This is a genomic window from Dactylosporangium sp. CA-233914 (assembly GCF_050942935.1).
In the GTDB taxonomy this organism is placed as follows: Bacteria; Actinomycetota; Actinomycetes; order Mycobacteriales; family Micromonosporaceae; genus Dactylosporangium.
The window spans coordinates 1,453,184-1,473,363 of the sequence record NZ_CP192030.1; the positions used below are offsets into that span (position 1 = coordinate 1,453,184).

At 73.1% G+C, this 20,180-nt stretch carries 13 protein-coding genes; 9 read left to right on the top strand and 4 right to left on the bottom strand.

Going from position 1 to position 20,180, the window contains the following annotated elements:
* Positions 1–27 precede the first annotated feature (27 nt).
* From ACQPY0_RS06675 to ACQPY0_RS06700, 6 genes are read left to right on the top strand one after another with little or no spacing between them, the layout of a single operon-like run.
* Complete coding sequence (locus tag ACQPY0_RS06675; protein ID WP_432985979.1) at positions 28–9,555, top strand: toxin glutamine deamidase domain-containing protein; 9,528 nt, start codon at positions 28–30, stop codon at positions 9,553–9,555.
* 14 nt (positions 9,556–9,569) lie between these two features.
* Complete coding sequence (locus tag ACQPY0_RS06680; protein WP_432985981.1) at positions 9,570–10,298, top strand: hypothetical protein; 729 nt, start codon at positions 9,570–9,572, stop codon at positions 10,296–10,298.
* A complete protein-coding gene (locus ACQPY0_RS06685) occupies positions 10,282–10,866 on the top strand; it encodes an HD domain-containing protein (protein ID WP_432985983.1) in 585 nt (194 codons plus the stop codon). The genes ACQPY0_RS06680 and ACQPY0_RS06685 overlap by 17 nt, the downstream gene beginning before the upstream one ends.
* Positions 10,863–11,717, top strand: a complete 855-nt coding sequence (locus tag ACQPY0_RS06690; protein ID WP_432985985.1) for an SUKH-3 domain-containing protein — start codon at positions 10,863–10,865, stop codon at positions 11,715–11,717. Before ACQPY0_RS06685 ends, ACQPY0_RS06690 begins: the two co-directional genes overlap by 4 nt.
* A 35-nt stretch (positions 11,718–11,752) precedes the next feature.
* Positions 11,753–12,229 carry a DUF6301 family protein gene (locus ACQPY0_RS06695; protein ID WP_432985987.1) on the top strand — a complete coding sequence of 159 codons (477 nt, stop codon included), beginning with the start codon at positions 11,753–11,755 and terminating at the stop codon, positions 12,227–12,229.
* Entirely contained in the window at positions 12,226–12,690 is a 465-nt protein-coding gene (locus ACQPY0_RS06700) for a TY-Chap domain-containing protein (RefSeq protein WP_432985989.1), read from the top strand. Before ACQPY0_RS06695 ends, ACQPY0_RS06700 begins: the two co-directional genes overlap by 4 nt.
* A 4-nt stretch (positions 12,691–12,694) precedes the next feature.
* Here ACQPY0_RS06700 and ACQPY0_RS06705 read toward each other — a convergent pair whose 3' ends face one another.
* Both ACQPY0_RS06705 and ACQPY0_RS06710 read right to left on the bottom strand, forming a co-directional pair.
* Positions 12,695–13,285, bottom strand: a complete 591-nt coding sequence (locus ACQPY0_RS06705) for a hypothetical protein (protein ID WP_432985991.1) — start codon at positions 13,283–13,285, stop codon at positions 12,695–12,697.
* On the bottom strand, positions 13,282–14,961 hold the full coding sequence (locus tag ACQPY0_RS06710) for a right-handed parallel beta-helix repeat-containing protein (RefSeq protein ID WP_432995044.1): 1,680 nt from the start codon (positions 14,959–14,961) through the stop codon (positions 13,282–13,284). Before ACQPY0_RS06710 ends, ACQPY0_RS06705 begins: the two co-directional genes overlap by 4 nt.
* Before the next feature lie 257 nt (positions 14,962–15,218).
* On the opposite strand from ACQPY0_RS06710, the gene ACQPY0_RS06715 reads away from it, so the two are divergent.
* Genes ACQPY0_RS06715 through ACQPY0_RS06725 form a run of 3 tightly spaced genes read left to right on the top strand, consistent with a single transcriptional unit; the run spans position 15,219 to position 16,992 of the window.
* A complete protein-coding gene (locus ACQPY0_RS06715) occupies positions 15,219–15,623 on the top strand; it encodes a YwqJ-related putative deaminase (protein WP_432985993.1) in 405 nt (134 codons plus the stop codon).
* A complete protein-coding gene (locus tag ACQPY0_RS06720) occupies positions 15,620–16,114 on the top strand; it encodes an SUKH-3 domain-containing protein (RefSeq protein ID WP_432985995.1) in 495 nt (164 codons plus the stop codon). Before ACQPY0_RS06715 ends, ACQPY0_RS06720 begins: the two co-directional genes overlap by 4 nt.
* Complete coding sequence (locus ACQPY0_RS06725; protein ID WP_432985996.1) at positions 16,111–16,992, top strand: SseB family protein; 882 nt, start codon at positions 16,111–16,113, stop codon at positions 16,990–16,992. The genes ACQPY0_RS06720 and ACQPY0_RS06725 overlap by 4 nt, the downstream gene beginning before the upstream one ends.
* A gap of 7 nt (positions 16,993–16,999) precedes the next feature.
* Here the strand turns inward: ACQPY0_RS06725 and ACQPY0_RS06730 are convergent, their stop codons facing one another.
* Positions 17,000–19,408: an Hsp70 family protein gene (locus tag ACQPY0_RS06730; protein ID WP_432985998.1), complete on the bottom strand. Its 2,409-nt coding sequence runs from the start codon at positions 19,406–19,408 to the stop codon at positions 17,000–17,002.
* Positions 19,409–19,430: 22 nt separating this feature from the next.
* A complete protein-coding gene (locus tag ACQPY0_RS06735; RefSeq protein ID WP_432986000.1) occupies positions 19,431–20,051 on the bottom strand; it encodes a Dps family protein in 621 nt (206 codons plus the stop codon).
* Between the last annotated feature and the right edge of the window lie 129 nt (positions 20,052–20,180).

Below are 20,180 nucleotides of genomic sequence, written 5' to 3' on the forward strand. Positions count from 1 at the left end.
CGGGGTTGACGCGGGGAGTCGTCGACATTGTCTGTTCAGAAGCCGGATCTGCACCCCCTCGACTGGCTGTGGGACGCCATCTGCATCATCGGGGGCGGTTCCGCGTGGCCGGAGGGCGACGAGGACAAGCTGCGCGACCTCGGGCACGCGTGGCAGGACCTCGCGACCGAGCTCAACGGGCTGCTGAACAACGCCGACACGATCGCGATGCAGATCTCGCAGGCGTGGGGCGGCGACGCCGGCGAGGCCTTCAACACGTACTGGAGCGCCCTCGCGGTCGGCCCCGAGCACGGCCTGCCCCAGGTCGCGGACATCGCACTGAACTACTCCGCGGCGGCCGAGAACGCCGCGATGGAGATCGAGTACGCCAAGCTCGTCCTCGTCATCACCCTGGTCATCACGCTCATCACCGTCATCATCTGCCAGGTGCTCGCCGCGTTCACCTTCGGCGGCTCCGAGGCGGCCGCCGGCGCCGCGGTCGCCACCGCCCGCACGATCGCCGGACGCGTCCTGCAGCGCCTGGTCCAGTGGCTCGGCAAGGGCATCATCCGCAAGCTGTTCACGAAGTTCGTGATTCATGAGGTACAGCAGATCGCCTTCTCCGTCGGTGCGGACTTCCTCGCCCAGGAGATCCAGATCGCCGAGGGCACCCGCAAGGAGCTCGACACCCACTCCCTGCTCAACAGCCTCGTCTCGGGCGCCATCACCGGCGCGCTGACCTTCCCCCTCAACTTCGTCCACCTGCCGATCAAGAGCCGCCTGCCCCGCGTCGCCGCCAACGCCGGCGTCCACGCCGGTGCCAACGCCCTGATCATGCCCGCGTCGATGATGCTCACCACGGGCTTCATGACCGGCGACTGGAGCTGGAAGAACATCACGCAGGGCATCTCCCTGGAGTCCTTCCTCAACGGTGCCGCGATGGGCGGGACGATGGGCGGCCTCGGCGCCCTGCGCAGCCCGCACGCACCGGGGACCCGCGGCGGCGAGACGCCGCACCTCGACGGCGAGACCGGCCGCCCGGGCGAGAGGGGCGCGGGCGAGACCGTCAACGTCGGCGAGCCCGGCAGCCTGAGCGAGGGCAACGCGGGCGACGTCGGGGTCCACGGTGGCGATTCCGGCGCTACGGGGGACACGGGTGTCACGGGCACGGGCGATCGCGGCGCGACTGGCGACTCCGGCAATCGCGGGGCGACCGGTGATGGTGGGGTCACTGCGGGTGATCGGGGCGCGGGGAATGTCGGGGGGTCGGATTACACTGCGGGGGACGGTCAATCACTGGCGCCGACTTCCGACACTCCGGCCGGTGGCTCCGTCACCGCTCCGGTCGACTCGACCACGACCTCGAACGCACACGGCAACGAACCGGTAACCACGCACACCGGCGACCCTGTCACCCAAGGCGGCGGCGATCCCGTCACCCGGGGTGGCGGCGACCCGGTGACCCAGCGCGGCGGGGAACCGGTCACGTCCGGGGGCGGCGAGCCGGTCACGCAGCGGGCGGCGGACACCGGCTCGGGGTCGAGCGGCGGGTCGTACAACGGGGCGGACACCAGGACCACAACGGGAACGAGCGGCGGGGGCGAGACCGGCATCCGCGCGGGCGGGGAGACCGGCTCGCACGTGGAGACCGGGACGCACATCGGGCAAGAGGGGGGCGCGCAGGCAGGGCACGAAAGCGGGGGACGAACTGGGCAGGAGTCGGGCGCGGCGGGCGATCGCACGCAGGCCGTCGCCGGCGGGCCGCTGGTCGCGGACCGCCCGGCGGGTGTCGACGGGGCACGCACCACGGACGCGACGGGCCGGACCACGGACGCGACCGGACGGACGGCGGATGCGACGGGCCGCACGACGGACGCGGCCGGGCGGACGACGGACGGCACGGGCCGCACGACGGACGCGACGGGCCGGACCACGGACGCAACCGGGCGGACGACCGACGCGACTGGGCGGACGACGGACGGCACGGGCCGGACCACAGATGCGAGCGGGCGGACGACCGAGGGGACCGGGCGGCATGCCGAATCCGGGCGCGGTGGCGAGGCCGGGCGGTCCGGCGAGGGCGCGCGCTCCGGGGAGCGTTCCGGGGACGGGGCTCGTACGACCGATGGGGGGCGTACTGCTGAGCAGAACCGGACCAACGGGTCGATCCGGGCGCCTGAGCGTGCCGGAGAAGCAGGGGCTCGGCCGGGCGAGACCGGGTCGCGGCCTGGCGAGCATGTGCGCGTCGGGGAGGGCGGAGCGCGGACGGGGGAGCATGTTCCGGTTCGCGACAACGGTGGGCGGCCCGGGGAGCCCGTTCCCGTCGCCGACCACGGCGGACGGCCCGGGGAGCACGTTCCGGTTGGCGATCATGGGACTCGGGCCGGGGACCATGTTCAGGTTGGCGAGCAGGGGTCGCGGGCCGGGGAGCACGTTCGGGTCGGGGAGAACGAAAGCCGGGCTGGAGAGAACGGGAGCCGGGCCGGGGAGCACGTTCAGGTTGGGGAGAGCGGCGGCCGGGCCGGGGAGCACGTTCAGGCTGGGGAGAACGGTGGACGGGCCGGGGAGCATGCGCCCGTTCGTGACGGGGGCGGTGGCGAGCACGAGCGCGGTGGGGAAGGTGGCCGGCATCGGGCCGAGGAGCCGGCCGCGGTGTTCGTGCCTCTTCCTCGGGTCGACGACATGCCGGTGCGGGTCGGGGGCAGTGACGGGCCCGGCGGGCACAACCGGCCCGTCTCCGTGCACGAGGGTACGACCGGCGGTGGGGAGCGCGGCGGTGGCGGGCGCGGGACCGATACGTTGCCGGGGCGGGAGTCGGGCACGGGGGGCGAGCGTGGGGAAGGGCCCGCCGGCGGGGGCGACGACAATCCGCCGCCGGGGGACCGGCCCGGGGGCGGGGGCGGTGACGAGCACCCGCCGTCGAAGCTGTCCACGACCGAGTCGGCCGAGGGGACTCGCAGTTACGAGGGGCCGCCGCAGCACTTCGAGGGGGACCCCGGCAGCCCGGAGGGGCGGGCGGCCGTCGACAAGTCGGCGCGGGATCTCGCCGATGCCGTACGCGATCAGATGGAGGACGAGGGGCTCGGGAAGAAGAACCGGGTCCGGGTCGCCGGGGCGCTGCTGACGCCGGAGGACCCCACCGTCACCAGCCATACCAGCGCGCGGCCGATGAAGCACGGCGACGGGTCCACCACCGAGTTGCAGATCCACCCCGAGGCGCGGCGCGTGCTCGACGAGATCAAGGCGGCCGCCGAGCACGATCCGGACAAGCGGGTCGGGCAGAACCACGGCAAGTGTGCCGAGGTGGTGCTGGTCAGCGACAGGCTGTACGAGCTCGAACGGCAGTGGAACGAGCAGGGGCGGCCCGGCGGGGACTTTCCGGCCTACGCGCGCGAGCAGATGCGCGACGGGGTCGTCTCCACGCACTGGATCGGGGACGGGTCGCGGCAGGAGCACGGCGACTTCGCCCCGCCGTGCGACTCGTGCGGGCCGTTCATCAAGGACTTCGGCATCGAGTCGGTCGACCCGCACGGCACGACCGGCGCCCACGAGCCGGCCGTCGGCCCCCACGAGCCGACCGGTGGAGAACACGCCACAGGGGAGCACGGAACCGGGGCCGGCGAGCACGAAACAGGGACCGGGCGGCATGAGGAGCAGCCGCCGGACACGGTAGGGAAGGTCGGCGACGGCCGTACCGTTGCCGAGACCCGGCCCGGCGAACACATCGACCCGCCGGCCGTGCGGGACGTGCGCGCGCTCGAGGACGCCTTCCCGCACGACAAGCACGGCAATCCGCAGCGCCACCCGGACCCGCGCATCGGCGACTGGGCCCAGAAGGTCAACGACGGCGGCGTGCACGAGCCGGGGCGCAACAACAACTGCCCCGACGTGGCCATGGCGGTGCTCGCGAACCACTACGGCGAGCCTACCGTCGCGGGTTCCATGCGCGACCCGATCGCCGGTGGCGAGCACAACGGCGCCCAGCGTATCGCCGAGTGGACCCGCGGCGAGTGGTCGATGGACGGCCGCGACGCGTCCGGGCTCGGCCGGGTCGAGCAGCAGCTGCGCGACGCCGGGCCCGGCTCGGCGGCGGTCGTCGTCATCAAGTGGGCGGACAGCGGCGAGGGCCACGCGTTCAACGCGCTGAGAATCGGCCGCGACATCGTCTGGGTCGACATGCAGCGGGGCTTGATCTCCGACCACGGCCCGATGTACCACGACAACGTCGGCGGCGTCTGGTCGATCACGCTCGACGCGCACGGCGAGCCGATCGTGCCCGGCCTGCACGACGTCGGCGGCCACGCGCCCGGCACCGGGGACGTGACCGGGGCGAAGCCGCACCAGAGCGGCGAGCCGGCCCGGGAGTTCAAGCACGAGGACCTGTCCGAGAAGGCGGTCCAGCGCGGCACGCAGATCGACATGGATCTGTACCGCGGACCCGACGACCGCCTGCACATCCCCGGCGACATGTCGGACACGCAGCGGGCCGCCTCGGGCCTGCTGCAGGACCACAACGGCGACTTCATCAAGGACTGGCACACCGCCGAGCGGCAGAACATCGCCGTGCAGGCGGTCGAGGGCGAGGCCCGCCCGCACGAGCTGCGCTCCGACACGTCGTTCGACACCGACCCGGTCCAGGGCGTGCACGACTCGTCGCAGACCTGGCACGACGCGCAGGACCGCGCGCACCAGGCCACCGAGGCGCGTAACCAGATGGTCAAGGACCTCAACGAGGACCTCGGGCTGAAGGGGCGCAGCGCCTACAAGCCCGAGCAGTTCGAGCCCGGCAAGACCTTCAAGGAGACGATCGAGCAGCTCAAGGACAACCCGAACATCTCCGAGGCCCGGATCAAGGAGCTCGAGGCCGCGGTCGACCGGTACCACAACGAGGTCAACAACCAGGCCAAGGCCAGCGGCGAGGCCGGCATGCACGCCGGGCTCGGCGTCGCCCGCGAGTCGCTGTTCAACGTCGAGGACCCGTCGATCCTGCGCCCCGGGCAGACGGAGGTCCCGCCGGAGACCGTGCACGTGCTCGGCGACCCGAAGTCGGCGACCCCGGGCGAGCTGGACATCATCGCGCTGCGCTGGGACGGCGAGGACGCCCCGGCGGGCTTCAACCGGCTCGACCTGTGGGAGGCCAAGGGCGGCTCGGCCGATCTGGGCAGCAAGTACTTCCACGAGTTCAACGGCAAGGCCGAGCAGGGCACCGGCCCCTACCTCAAGTGGATGCTCGAGAACGACCCGCACATGCTCAAGCTGTTCAAGGAGCACCCGGGCCTGCTCGAGGGTATCCGGGACGGGTCGGTCACGGTCGAGTACCACAAGGTGACGACCTCGGTCGAGCGGGCGGTCATCGACCCGGAGACCAGGCAGCCGGTGCGCGACCCGGTGACGGGTCAGAAGGTGATCGACCAGGGCTCCAGCACGACCAAGGTGAACGACTTCTCGTTCGAGGGCAAGAACAACGAGTTCCACCCCGAGAAGATCGATCCCAACTGGAAGGCGCTGGACAAGTACGAGGAGGCGCAGGCCCGGGCCGCGGGGGAGCCGCTGCCGCGGCTGGGCAGCTACGACCCGCAGTACCTGCACGGCGTCGACGTCACCGAGGGTGGCCGCGCCTGGCACGCCGAGCTGCCACCCGCGCTCGCCTGGCCCGGCGCCGATCCGCACGCCGTGCAGACACACGTGCGCGGCCTGCTGGAGGGCGCCGCCGACCCGCGGACCTGGGTCGACGGGCAGCCGCCGCGGATCGTCGTGCACGCCGAGCACGGCATCGACGCGGCCACCGCCCGGCTCATCGAGCACACCCGCATCGACTTCCAGCAGCCCAGCCCCGAGAACCCGATCGCCGGGCCGCGGGTCGTGGTCGAGGGCCCGCGGCTGCACGGCGACCCGATCCACCTGCCCGAGGCGATCGTCGCCGACGACCGGGCCGGCGGGGTGCCGTACTTCAACGCCGAGCAGCAGGCCCGCGCGACCGTCCGGGTCGTGGACGGGCTGCTGTACGACCATGAGGGCCTGCCGCTCGACGGCGAGTACATCTACGCCGTCGACCCGCACACGCAGGAGATCCACGCGGTCGAGTACGGCCGCGACAACGCCAAGCACTCCAGCCTCTTCGCGGGCGGGGACATCGACGCCGCCGGCTCGCTGATCGTCGACAACGGCCGGATCGTCATCGTCGACAACCACAGCGGCCACTACACCCCGGTCGCCGAGCACGTCTCCCGCGCGCGGGACGCGTTCGTCCTGCACGGCGCCGACCTCGGCAGCGCCGACTTCCGGGTCACCGTCGGCCACGGCACGACCGAGTTCTCCTCCGCCCGCGGCGAGCACGCGTTCGACCAGGCGGTCGCCGAGCTGCGCCGGCCCGGCGAGTTCGACGGCGTCGTCGACGTACGCCGGCTGGCCCAGCACGAGCTCATGGACCGCGCCGGCGGCACCTCCGACACCGCCGTGGTGCGCGTCGAGCTCGCCGACGGGCGGGTCATCGACGTCGACGCGACCGGGGTACGGGACTTCCTGCGGGCCGCGCGCCCCGACGGCCCGGACGCCCACGCGTTCAACGCCGACCGCATCACCCGCACCACCGACGCCGACCTGGCCTTCCAGGGCGCCGACCAGCTGCGCGAGCGCATCGAGGGCGTGCTGGAGGCGGCTCGTCCGGGGCGCTTCGACGATGCCCCGGCCCCCCGCGACGGCCGCCCGGCCCGCCCCGACCACGTGCTCACCGAGCTCGACCGGCTGCTCGCCGAGCGGCTCGGGCAACAGCCGCTGCACGACCACAGCGGCGAGGCGATCCCGCCGCCGCGGGACGGCCGCCAGGCGGTCGGCACACTGCGCAACCTCACCGACGAGCACATCCGCCGGCTGGTCGACACCGCCGGGCTGCCCGCCGACCAGGCCGCGTTCATGGTCGGCGACCTCGTCGCCCGCCGAGACGCGGTGATCGACCGCTTCGGCAGCCCGCCGAACGCCGAGGAGATCCAGCGGATGACCGGCGTCGTCCGCGACGAGCTCGGCTACCGGCGCGACATGACCGGCCGCGACCTCTACGACCTGCTGCGCGAGCAGGCTCACCGCAAGACCGGCGAGTGGGCGCACGGCATGACCGTGTACGAGGCGGCCCGGGCGGTCGACGCGGCCATCGCGGCCGAGGGCGGGCAGCCGCGCTACGAGCGGATGCTCGGCGACTACCTCGACACCGCCGAGGGGCGCGCCCACCACGACGCGATGACCGAGCTCGACCTGGCGACCAGCCACAGCCCGCGGTACGACCTCATCGACGAGCGGTTCCAGGAGCCGTCGCCCGAGTACGTCGCGGAGCACAGCGCCGGCCACGCCGCCGAGTGGACGCCGCAGCAGCACGAGGCGATCCGCCGCTACGCCGGCGGGGGCGGCTCGGGCGTCGAGCACTTCCTGCGCACCGGCGAGACGACCGCCCCGGCGAACCGCGCCGACGCCTTCCGCATCCAGGACACCATGCGCGAGTCCGGTGCCGACCTGCGCCTGCACGCCGGCATCGACATCCGTCAGCTCGGCATCCGCGAGACGACCGAGCTGCCGGGGCTGGTCGACGGCACCGTCACGATGGACACGTTCACGCGGCTGGGCGCCACCGAGCACGACGCGCCGGTCGTCGGCAACGTCACGGTGATCGTGGAGGCACCGCGCGGTACACCCATGGTCTGGATCGGCGGGGTCGGCGAGCACGCCCAGGGCCACGCGCTGCTGCCCGCGGGCGCCCGGCTGCACGTGCTGGAGCTCAACCGGACCGGGTACGAGCACTACGAGCTGCGCCTGCGCTACGAGGGCTACGACGACCCGGCGGCCCTGACCGGCCGGCTGCACGACGACGGCCCGCCGCCCGGCGATCTCCCGCCGCACTACGACGTCACGGTGCCGATGACGACGGACGAGGTGCACGCCGTCGCCAACCGGCACGGCGTCGACCTGCGCGGGGTCGAGATCCGGCTGGCCGATCCGCAGCTGGCGCGGTACATGGACGAGCAGGGCGTCGCCGCGATCGCGCCGCCGGAGGAGGGCGGCCGCGTGCTGGTCCTCGGGCCGGCCGCGTTCGCCGACCACGAGACGCTGGCCGCGACGCTCGGCGAGCACGGAAGGGGCCCGGGTGATCCGCTTCTCGGTGGAGAGGATGTTCGACTGGCCCGGCCGGGGTCTGATGATCTCGGGTATGACGCTGGGGGGCGTCATCGAGCCGGGGATGACGCTGGGCGATGGGACCGGGGCCCGGGCGAGGGTGCTGGCGATCGAGGCGGAGAGCCCGCGGGACCGGCGGGAGGGGTGGGTGACCCTGGCCGTGGAGTCCACGACGCCGAGCCCGGTGGCGCGGGGCGTGGTGCTGGCGGTGGAGGAGACCCCGCCGGTGGCGTACACGTATCACGAGACGCCGGACACGGTGACGGTCGCGGAGGCCACCCCGGGGACGAGACGGGCTTTGACTATCGAGCGGGCGACATCGCGGCGATCCTGGGCGGCGAGCCCGCCGCCGGGATCCCGGGAGATCACCCGGGAGCAGGCGGAGCGGCTCCTGCTGGAGGCGGGCACGATCATGCCGTCCGAGCCGGAGCTGCGGCGGATCCTGCTGCGGCGAACCTAGCGGCGCACCAGCTCGTCCAGGAGCGCATCGCCCCGCACTCGCCGGAGCTTGCCGGCGTGCTCGAGAAGCTGCTCGACGACCCGCACGCGCTCAACGTCACCAACTCGCTGCGCAACCCCGAACTGCGCGAGGTCGTCCTCATCAACCTCGAGGAGCTGGCCCGCGGCGACGCGCTGGCGTCCTACGGCGGCGACCTGCACGCGTTCCTGGAGGACAACCCGGGCCGCGGGCCGCTCTACGACAACGTGCCGGAGTGGGTCAACCGGGCCGAGGGCGCCGAGCAGACCCGGATGCAGCAGTACGTCGCCGAGCTCAAGGACTCCGACCCGGCCCTCAACGCCGGGGCGAATCCGAGCGAGGCGCAGATGGCCGGCGTGCGCGCGTACGCCGACCGGCTCACCACCGAGCTCAAGCCCGAGGTCGACCGGCAGCTGCAGGCGATCGCCGAGCAGATCCAGGAGACCACCGACGGCCCGGTCGACTACAACAGCCGGGCCAAGGACGCCGACGGCCTGATCGACAAGGTCGGCCGGATGAGCCGCGGGCGGCCCGGCGCTGCGCCCCGCGACTGGTACCGCGTCGGCGATATCATCGACGCGGTGGGCGCGCGGATCACCGTGCCCGACACCGCCAGCCTGTGGCGCACCCTGCAGGCGGTCGTCCACACTTTCGGCGTCGGCGACGGCGGACGGATCGTGGAGGTGGACAACATGTATGCCTCCCCGAAGTCCAAGAGCCCGGCGTACCGTGTGATCCCGCTCTGCATCGGCATCGAGGTCAACGGGCACAAGTACGCGTTCGAGCTGCAGCTGACCACGCTGCGCGCCTCGATCGCCGCGGACATCGAGCACAACTCGCTCTACAAGCCCTACGTCGCGCTCTCGCAGGCCGACGCGGAGGCCGTCCGCCGCGCGTTCGAGGAGGCTGCCGCTCTGGACCAGCTGGAGGGCACGTGAGTGGCGGTGGCATCATGCTTTACGTCTTCCGGCTGGGGGAGGCCGACGACGATCTGGAGCCCGCGTTCGTCGTGGACGGGCGCGAATACGCCGACGACGAGCAGGCCCGCGCCGACGTCCGCGCCGCGCAGGCCGCCCTGCGCGACCTGCGGCTGATTGCGGATTTCGAGGCTTCGGCCGTACACCCTGAGGCGCCCCGATCCGTGCTGCCCTCCTGGCGCGAGTGGCGCGAGCGGCACCTCGAGCGCGGCGAGCCGATCGGCGTGCGGCCCCGCCCGGACGCGCAGCCGACGCCGCCGGGCTGGGACACGATGGGCCGGTGGCTGGAGCAGTCGCAGCAGTGGCTCGACGCGCAGCTCGCGGCGGCGGCCGCCGCCGTGCCGGGGGCCCGGGTTCGGCGGACCCGCGAGCCCGAGCCGCACCGGGTCGGGCGGGCCTCGGTCGTGCTGGCGGAGGAGCGATACCAGGTGGAGTGCGAGTATCTCGCCGTGCCACCGACCGGAGCCACCGGCCGGGCGACGCTGGGGCGGATCGCGGAGCGGCTGCGCGCCGACGGCTGGACGGTCGAGGCGCCGGAGGAGTCGCCCGGATACGTCACCCTCGCCGCCGCCAACTCCGGCTACACGATCGCCGCGGCCTGGAGCCACCGCAACAACGCGGTGCGGCTCACGGGCTCGTCGCCCGCGGTCGACGCCACCGTCTTCGAGCAGCAGGGAGGGGCCGGCGGTGCCGCGCACGTTTGACGGTTCCGTGGGCTGGCCGGCCCTGCGCGAGCGCTATCGCGACCGGCTCGATGCCGGGACGCTGGCCGCGCTCGACGACGCGGTCGCCTTCGCCGTGGCCCGCCACGGCGACCAGCGCCGACCGGCCGGCGAGCCGTATGTCGAGCACCTCCTGGAGGCCCTCGAGGTCCTGGTCGAGGCGGCCGGTGAACGCGATGCCGACGTGCTGCGCGCCGCGCTCCTGCACGACGTCGTCGAGGACACGCCGACCACGCTCGAGGAGGTCCGGTCCCGCTTCGGCGACCGCACCGCGGAGCTGGTCGGGTGGGTCACGAAGAGCGGGGATCGGGAGTCGTACCTCGCGAGCCTGCGCCAAGCCCCGGACGCGGCCCTGGCGGTGAAGCTCGCCGACCGGCTCAGCAACGTGCAGCGGCTGCGCACCCACCCGCGCCCGGCCAAGCGGGCCGCGTACTACCGCGAGACGGTCGCCACGTTCGTGCCGCTCGCCGCGGGCCGGGGATTCTTCGAGCAGTGGTACCGCGACTGGCAGGCCGAGCACGCGGACCTCGAACGAGGTGAGCAGGCGTGAGCATTGGCGAGTCCGATCAGCCGTTCCGGATCGTGCGCCTGGGGGAGTACACCGGCGGCGAGCTGGTCCCCGGCCAGTTCACGGAGGCCTCCGAGCGGCGCTTCCACCGGGCCCTGCGCTACCTGCGCAGCGGCTCCTGGGTGATCCGCGACCCGCTCACGCTCGGGCCCGACTTCTTCACGCAGGAGCCGGCGGTCCCGCGCGGCTACCGCACCGACGGCGACTGGATCTGGCCGCTGGCGCTGGAGTACTACCTCGAGCACCACGGCGTCGCCCCGCCACCGGAGCTGTTCGACCTGATGGGCAAGCGCGGCCACTACAGCCCCCGCGCGCACGCCGACCGCTGCGGCCAGGCCCACCAGGCGCTGCTGCCCTTCATGCCCGGCCCGTTCGAGCCCGCCGCCCCGATGCAGTTCCGCCTGCCCCCGGACGTCTTCGACCTGTTGCTGACGGCCGGCTGGACCCCGGGCCGCGACATCGGTGCCGACCTCGACCCGGCGCTGGACCCGGCGCGCCGCGAGATCCTGTCCGAGTTCGGCGGCCTGACCTACCCGGTGTACGGCTACGGCCGCGACTGGCGCGTCATGGCCTTCCACCTGCTGCCGCGTGGGCCCGCCGGCGACCCGGCCCGGATCGCCGCCGCCGAACAGCGCCTGGGCGCGCCGCTGCTGCCGATCGGCTCGGTGCCCCAGTGGAACTCGGAGATCGTGCTGCACCCCGGGCAGGGCATCGGCACGGCGGGCGAGGTGGAGCGCTACCTGGGCCGCGACATCGACGAGGCCCTGACGTCGCTGATCCGCGGCGCCGCCCCCGCGCCGGCCCAGCGCGCGACGACAGCCTGGTCCCGCTAGGTTTTTCCCGCCCCGGTTTGGTTAAGGTGGATCGCATGCCGGACGAGCTGCGCATGCTCAGCGGCGCCCAGGCCTGCGCCCTGGCCCGCAAGATCCTGTCCGTGGCACCGATGCTGCACAAGGTCCCCCCGGAGCGGGTCCTGTCGGAGCTCGGCTGGCCCCACATCCCCCACGAGCGGACGACGACCCGCTACGGCGACGCGGGCGTCGAAACGGGAAACGGCGCCGTCAACCTCGCCGGCGACGGCTCGGCCAGCACCGTGAGCGTCCCGGTCGTGAGCCCGCCACCGCGCCCGATGACCGCCGAGTACGAGGCCTTCAAGCAGGACGCCTTCTCGGTGGCCGGCCGCGCCCTGATCGCGGAGTTCGGCCGCCCGGCCAAGGTCGCCGGCAGCGGTGGTAACACGGCCTCGCTGCGGTGGTTCGTCGACGATGCGGCCCTGACCCTGACCCGCGAACCCCTGGGTGCGAGCCTGCGAGCCTGGCGCCGATCCGACCTGGAGGAAACATGACCGCGCCGGCCCCGACGTGGGACGAGTTCGCCGAGGCGCTCACCTACGAGTTGAGCGCCCTCGGCAGCGGTGTGCTCTTCGTGATCTCGGTCAAGGGGCGGCCCTGGCAGTTCGCCCAGTTCGCCCAGCACGAGGACGCGCTCCTCGCCGAGGTCAGCGGCCACACGGTCGAGGACCCGCCCGGCACCAACGAGGAGACGCAGGCGGAGCGCGAACGCCTGGCGGCCCTCGGCTGGCAGCCCCCCGTCCCGCGCGAGGGCTACCACTGGCACCGCCGGGTGGCCTACCCGCCGACCAGCCGGGAGTACGCCGAGATCGTCGACGGCGTCGTCCGCGCCCTTCGCGAGGTCAACGGCGTCGCCACCCCCACGGAGCTGTCCTTCCGCGCGTGGGACGGCAGCACCCCCGGCAACGACGACTGGGAGATCGAGCTCCCCGGCGTCGAGCGTCAGGCCGGCTGACGTCTTACCCGAGCAGGTCGGGGCGGTAGCGGCGGAACCACTCGCCGATCCGGCCCCGGGGCCAGCCGCGGTCGATCATGGCCAGGCTCATGTTCACCGTCTGCGGGTCGCCGGCCGGGACCCACGGGCCGCCCCGCTGCGCCGCCGCCGTGCCGCGGTCCAGGATCTCGCCCACGCCCGTGATGCCCGGGCCGCTGTTGGCGTCCGCGAACATCTCCACGCCGGCCTGGGCGGCGGCCCGGCCCACGCCGTAGGGCGCGATCACCGTCCCCGCGCGGCGGTTGATCAGCACCACGCCCTGGATGTCCGCCCAGCGCATGCGCACGACCTTGCCGTCGCGGCGCAGGAACTCCACGCCCACCGAGGACAGGCGCAGGCCGTGGCCGCGGCTGGCGATGCGCTGCAGCCAGGTCACGCCGCCGACCAGGACGATCGGCAGCAGGATCGCGCCGGCGTAGCCGCCGGCCACATAGCCGATCATGAAGGCCAGGATCGCCACGACGATGTTGGTGACCAGGAACGGCTTGACGTGGGTGTGCCACGTCTGCGACCAGGTGGCCCGGAACTCCTCGGCCTGGGCGGCGGGTTCGCTCATGACGCCCCCACCACGGCCTCCAGGTCGGCGAGCTCCAGGATGCGCAGCTCGTCGAGGCTCGGGCGGTGGCCCAGGACCCGCAGGCGCTGCGCCTGGGCCTTGCGGACGCTCTCGAAGAGCTTGCGCGCGTCCCGGGCGTTGCCGAAGTTGGCGTCGCGCTCGACCGAGGCGAAGTGGCGCAGCAGCGCCGGCTCGACCAGGTCGCCGAGGACGTAGTCGTCGGCCGCGCACATGCGCCGGACGATGCGGACGAGCTCCTCGGGACTGTAGTTCTCGAAGACGACCGTCTTGGTGAAGCGGGACGCGAGGCCGGGGTTGGCCGAGATGAACTCGTCCATCTCGGCGGTGTAGCCCGCCGCGATGACCGCGATCTCGTGGCGGTGGTCCTCCATGAGCTTCACCAGCGTGTCGATCGACTCCTGGCCGAAGTCGCCGCCGGAGCCCATGGTGCGCGACAGGGTGTACGCCTCGTCGATGAACAGCACGCCGCCGCGCGCCTCCTCGAAGGCGGCCGACGTCTTCTCGGCGGTGTGGCCGAGATACTGCCCGACCAGATCGCGCCGCGAGACCTCCTTGAAGGCCCCTTTCGGCAGTACGCCGAGTGCCGCCAGCAACTTCCCGTAGATGCGCGCGACCGTGGTCTTGCCGGTGCCGGGCGCCCCGGCGAAGACGAGGTGGTGGCTCATCGCGCCGACCGAGAGCCCGGCGCTGCGCCGCCACTCGTTGACCTGGATCTCGTCGATGAGCGCCCGGACCTCGTCCTTCACGCTCGCCAGGCCGACCATCGTGTCGAGGTCGGCCAGCAGCCCCTCGACCGCGGCCGCGTCGCCGCCGGCCGCCGGGCTGCCGTCGCCGATCGTCAGCGGCGGCGCGTCGGGGCGGGCGGTGATGACCGTCGGCGTCGCGCCCTCGGCGATGTCCAGGGCCGGTACGCCGGTGTTCTCGATCTGGCACTCCTCGACCGTGCCGCCGCAGCCGCGCGCGAAGGAGATGCCGACCCCCTGGGTGTCGTGGACCTTGCAGCGGCGGATCGTCGGCGAGCTCTGGTGCGCCACGACCACGCCGGCGTCGCCGGTCTGGGTCACCTCGCAGCCCTCGAGCGTCGGCTTGCCGAACTGGTACACATACACCCCGCGCCGCCCGCACCCGCGCACGATCGTGGCGGTGATCACCGGGTCGGCGCCGATGCGCACGATGATACCGTCCTCGGCGATCTCGCTGATCTGGCAGTCGTCGACGGTGCCGGCGGCGTCCTCGACGATCACGCCGTATTGCGCGCCGGTGATCGTGCACTTGCGCATGTCGATCGAGCCGCCGGCCAGGTCGACGCCGGGCCCGAAGCGCGCGCCGAGCTCGCAGCCGTGCAGCGCGAGCTGTGTCCCGCGCGCGGTGACCACCGGGGCGTCGGCCGAGCGCAGCGTGAAGCCCTCGATCGTGAGGGTGGCGTTACGGACGCTGACAGCCGGATACGCAATGTCGGAGGCGTCCAGGGTCACGGTGCCGCCCGACGCGTCGGAGCTGACCAGCCTCAGGCGCTTGCCGGTGACGAAGATGGCCTCCCGGTAGGTGCCCGGCGCCACCGCGATCACCGAGTCGTCGGTGGCCGCGGCGAGCGCGTCGCCGATGGTGGCATACGCACCCCGCTGCTGCGGTGAGACGAGGAGTGTGCGAATGATGGCTCCCGATGTGGATCGCCCTGCTGGAGAAAAGTCGCCCTCGCATTATCGTAGCCAGCCGCCCTCGATACGACGCCCGCCTATGGGCAGTGGGGCGTGACCGGTTCCGGAGCGAAGCGGCGCCTTGTCTGGGTCGATCCCCGCGAAGCCTCATCGAGCCGGACTGGGCGGAGGAGGCCGGTCATCATGGGCTCAGTGGAAGGCATGCGGCCGGAGCGAAGCGGAGGGCGCATGACCGCGGCGGTTAGGCTGTCGGCATGGCGACCAGGGCGACGACCGGCCGCAGGCTGCCGCTGACCGCGGGCGCGCTGCTGGTGGGCGACACGGTGCACCAGCACACGTCGGTCCGCGGCGACACCCCGCCCGAGCTGCACGCGCTGATCCGCCGCTTCCTGCACGAGCTGCCCGGCGAGTCGCGGGAGCGTTACGCCGGATACTGCGCCGAGGCGATCCTGATCTCCGACCGCCTGCACGAGGCCGAGCGCCGCTTCGGCGGGGCACCCCTGACGCCGTCGGCGGCCCGGGCGGAGCTGTGGGGGGCGAGGCTCTCCCTGGTGCACATCCGGGAGAAGGGCGACCCGATGCACGGCCGCCCCGCGCACCCGTGCCGCACCTGCACCGCCCTGCTGGAGTGGCTCGGCGTCGAGGTGAGCGAGCAGTGACCGACCCGGCACGGTTCCCCGCGGACGTCGAGTCGGCCCTGCGCGAGGCCGGCTGGGCGCCCGGCCGCGACGAGAGGTCCCGCGCCCGCATGTGGGCCCTGGCGCTGGCCTCCCACGCTTCCCCGTCGGGCCACCAGCACACCGTCGTCCCGGCCGCGATGGCCGCCTTCGCCGAGTTCGGCGGCCTGACGGTCAGCGCCGCCGGCGCCGGTGCGGCCGTCGCCCGCTCCGGCATCGTCTTCGACCCGCTGCGCGGCCTGCACTCCGCCTCCACCCTGGCCGGCCTCGGCGAGCTGATCGGCGCCCGGCTCACCCCGATCGGCGAGGAGGAGAGCGGCGCGGCCCTGCTGGCGGTCGATGACCGCGGGCGCGTCTTCGTGCTCGACCACACCGCCGACTGGTATGCCGGGGCCTCCGTCGACGAGGCGATCACCACCCTGGTCGCCGGCCGCCTCCCGGCCCGCCTGAACGACGAGGGCACCTGGGCATGACCCTCCCCGGATTCGCGGACTGGCGCCCGGCGACCGAGGCCGAGGAGGCGATGGCCGCGGCGGTCGCCGCCCGCGACGAACTCGCCTACTGCCGGGCCCTGTCCGAGGAGGCCCTCTATCTGCCGATCACGCCGGCCGCGGCCGCCGGACGGGAGCCGGTGACCCTGGCGACGTCCCCGGCCGGCGGGGTCACGTATGTGCTGGCGTGGACCTCGGCCGCCGCCCTGCCTGCGCAGATCCCGGCGGTCCGGCGCGCCCCGCTGTTCGAGATCGTCCACACCATCGAGAGCCTGGGCTGGGGCATCGCGGTCGACCCGGGCCTGCCGCTGCAGGGCTTCCTCACCCCCGACACGATCCGGACCCTGCCGCCGTGGGAGCCGCAGTGGTCGCCGCTCGACCACGCGCTGCGCGCGGCCGTCCTCCGCGAGGACCGCGACGCGTACATGGGCGCCCTGCTCGAGGCCCACCTGATCCTGCCACTACCGACGGAGGAGGAGATCGCCGCGGCGAACCCGCCGCCGGACGCCCCCGACCCCGGCGACTACTGGACGGCGGTCCGCACCGACCGCGTCGTCCCGACCGTCTCCCGCGACGTCACCGATCCCGAGTTCCCGTGGTGGCGCACGGAGCGGGTCGACGGGCAGCCGGTCGTGTTCGCCTTTACGTCGGTGGCGCACATGCAGGCCGAGGTCGGCGACCGCGAGTGGATCGCCGTGCCGTTCACCGACATCGTGGTCGCCTGGCCGGAGGACGCCGGCGCGCTGCGGCTCAACCCCGGCGGCAGCAACGGGATGGAGCTGCCGCCGGAGGCCCTCGCCCGGATGTATGGCCTGTTCCTCGCGGCCATGCGCGAGAAGAACCAGCCCCGCGAGGCGTAGCGATCGGTTACTTGAGGACCAGGTCGACCTCCGCGACGTCGCCGGCCTGACGGTCCGTGTGGTTGCCCAGATCCACCACCCGCAGCTTGTACGTCCCCGGCGCGTCCTTCTTCACCTGGAACGCGAGGTCCGTGCCCACGGCGACCTGCCCGCCCGACAGCGCCTCGTTCGGCGCCGTCAGCGGCCCGATCTCGGTGTCGTCGGGCTGCCAGAGCCGGAAGTGCTCCTGCCCGACGTACTCGCTGCTCTTGCCGGTGTACTGGATGTCGACCTTGCACATCACCACGCGGTAGCCCTTCTTCGCCTGGCCGTTGTAGTCGAAGAAGCCGCCCCGCAGGTCGCAGGTGGTGAACGTGGCCGTCACGTCGTGGACCGTGACCTTCTTGTCCTTGATCAGGTTGACCGGCTCGTACGCGACCACGTCGCCGCCGCCGAGCGGGATCTTCGCCTGCTCGCGCTCGGCGTCGCCGAAGATGAGCTCGCCGGTGGCGATGCTGGCCTTGAGCGGGTCGTAGACGGCGAAGTCCAGGTTGTAGTTGCTCTTCTGCCCGCCCGCCACGCTCGTCGTCTCGCGGATCGAGCCCGTGTACTGCTGGCCGCCGACGTTGAACACCGGGCGCAGATCCGGACTCTCGTTCTTGGTCCCCAGGTTCTCGACCACCAGCTCGGCCGTGAGCTGGTCGGACGTGGCCTTGGCGTTGTACGTCATCTTGCTGACCGTGACCTTGTACTGGGCGAACCAGATCGTCTTGCCGACCTCGACGGTCTGCTGGTCGGCCCCCGGCTTGGCGTTCTTGCCGCTGTTGGCGTCGCCGCCGGTGCCGGCCGCGTCATTGCCGGTCGTGCCGTTGCCGCCCGCGTTGTTGCCGCGCGAGCCGCTGTTGCCGCTGCTGTTGCGCGGGTCGTCGGACTTGTCGTTGCTGACCGCCTTCCAGGCCGCCACGCCGCCGGCGCCGAGCAGGAGCACGCAGACCGCGACGATCGCGACGAGCAGCCCGACCCTGCCGCCGGACGGGCGGGGCGGCGGGGAGTACGGCGGCGGGGTCTGCGTCCCGATCGGCGCCGCACCGAAGACCGCCGTCTGGTTCGGCGGGGCGCCGCCGGGTGGCGGGGACTGCGGGGCCGCGGCCGACTGGAAGGCCGCCGGCGAGACCGGGGACGGCGGCGGGGCCGAGACGGGCGGGGCAGCTCCGGAGACCGGGATCGGCGCTGGGCCGGACACGGGCGCGTTCGGCGGGGCGACCGCGCCCATCGCCGGCAGGAGCGGGCCGGCCGGCGGGTGCATCGGCGCGGGCGGGCCCACCGGCGGGGCAGCCGGGAACGGGGCCGGGCGCGACGGCATCGCGGCCAGCACGCTGCCGAGCGCCACGACGAGCTCGGGCTGCTCGATCAGCGTCGGGGCGACCCCGAGGCGCTGGTGCAGCAGCGTGCTCACCATCGGGATGCGGCTCGAGCCACCGACCAGGAACAGCCCGCCGATCTGGTCGGTGCGCACGCCGGCACGCTGCAGCGTGGCGGCGGTCAGGTCCACGGTACGCTGCAGGTACGAGCGGGAGAGCTGCTCGAACTCGGTGCGCGTGACGTGGATGTCGGTCTCGAACAGCGGCAGGTGCACGCTCGCGGTCGAGCTGCGCGAGAGCTGCTCCTTGGCCGAGCGCACGTCCTCGCGCAGCAGGTGGTGACGGCGCCGGCCGGCGTCGTCGGCCGGCTCGGTCAACGCCCGCCACCGCTGCGGGTCGGTCTGGGTCAGCGACTGGCCGAGGTGGTCGATGATCGCCGCGTCCAGGTCGACGCCGCCGACGTCGGGCAGCCCGTCGCTGGCCAGGACGTCCCAGCCCCCGTCGGGGCGGCGGCGCAGGATCGTCGTGTCGAAGGTGCCACCGCCGAAGTCGTACACCACCAGCACGCCGCCGGGCACGATGTTGCGCCCGAGGACGGTGGTGAAGTACGCGGCGGCCGCGATCGGCTCCGGTACCAGGATCGGCGAGGGCATGCCGGCCCGGGCCGCCGCGTCGGCGAGCACCGCGCGGCGGTGGGTGGCCCAGTTGGCCGGATAGGTCAGCACGGTCCGCACCGGCATGATGCCCAGCACCCGCGACGCCTCGTCGGCGGTGCGCCGCAGCAGCGCGGCGAGCAGGTCGGACACCGCATACTCGCGCTGGCCCAGCAGCACCGTGCCGTCATCGACCCGGCGTTTCGGGTTGGGTTCGAAGCGGGACGGGTCGAGCCGGGCACTGCGCTCGGCGTCTCTGCCGACGAGCAGGTGCCCGTCGACCTCGGCGTAAACCGACGACGGCAGCAGGAAGCTGGCGTCGAACAGCAACGGCTGGCTACGACCGTCCGCGGCGGTCAGTGCGGCGACCGTGTGCGTAGTGCCCAGGTCGACGCCCAGCTGCGACTCGATATGGCGCGTCACGCCGACACGGTATCGCCTGCGTTCAACGGCGTCCGTTGGCGGACGCCCTCGCCTCCTCCTCGGTCTGCACGAGAGGGGTGTCGACCAGGTGCTCGGCGAGGAACCACGCCTGCAGCTCGTTGCGGCGGATGACGTCGGAGACCAGCAGGTCGTTGGTGCCGTCGTCGCCCTGCTCCATGACCCGCGCGGCGGCGTCGTGGCTCTCCTGCAGGATCATCTCGTGCGCCTCCAGCATCCGCGAGAGCATCGCCGGGACCTCCTCGGCGCCGTCCGGCGGGCGCGGCACCCGGGTCAGCTCGGCCACGTGCCGCGGGTCGCCGACCGCGATGCCGCCGAGGGTCTGGACCCGCTCGGCCAGCAGGTCGACGAGCTCGATCTGCTCCTCGGCGTGCTTGTCGAGCAGCAGGTGCAGCTGGTAGAAGGTCGGTCCCCGCATGAGCCAGTGGTGCTTCTTGTACAGCGCGTAGAGGATCTGAGTGTCGGCGAGCACCTGGTTCAGGCGCTCGCACGAGTACATGCGCACGTCGTGGGACAGGGCGACCGGGAACTGGCGGAGCTGACCGAAACGCTGGATCTCATGGCCCTGCTGGTGCAGCCAGGGCTGGCTGGAGGCATGACTGCCCTTCTTCTTCGTGGCTGGCATGACGCGCCCTGTGCCCGATGCCGTGCGCTCGACCCTCACCCGGTGCGGTGATCATCGCCAGGCGCCCCTGCTTTTCGCGCCCAGCGGCCTTGTGGCGCCGCGGCACGCTGTCCCGGGGTAGGCTGTCCC

Bases quoted from the DNA above. Each gene is read 5' to 3' on its own strand.
- ACQPY0_RS06715 (WP_432985993.1), top strand. From the start codon at position 15,219: ATGGCGACCAGGGCGACGACCGGCCGCAGGCTGCCGCTGACCGCGGGC.
- ACQPY0_RS06695 (WP_432985987.1), top strand. From the start codon at position 11,753: ATGCCGGACGAGCTGCGCATGCTCAGCGGCGCCCAGGCCTGCGCCCTG.
- ACQPY0_RS06680 (WP_432985981.1), top strand. From the start codon at position 9,570: ATGCTTTACGTCTTCCGGCTGGGGGAGGCCGACGACGATCTGGAGCCC.
- ACQPY0_RS06735 (WP_432986000.1), bottom strand. From the start codon at position 20,051: ATGCCAGCCACGAAGAAGAAGGGCAGTCATGCCTCCAGCCAGCCCTGG.
- ACQPY0_RS06700 (WP_432985989.1), top strand. From the start codon at position 12,226: ATGACCGCGCCGGCCCCGACGTGGGACGAGTTCGCCGAGGCGCTCACC.
- ACQPY0_RS06705 (WP_432985991.1), bottom strand. From the start codon at position 13,285: ATGAGCGAACCCGCCGCCCAGGCCGAGGAGTTCCGGGCCACCTGGTCG.
- ACQPY0_RS06725 (WP_432985996.1), top strand. From the start codon at position 16,111: ATGACCCTCCCCGGATTCGCGGACTGGCGCCCGGCGACCGAGGCCGAG.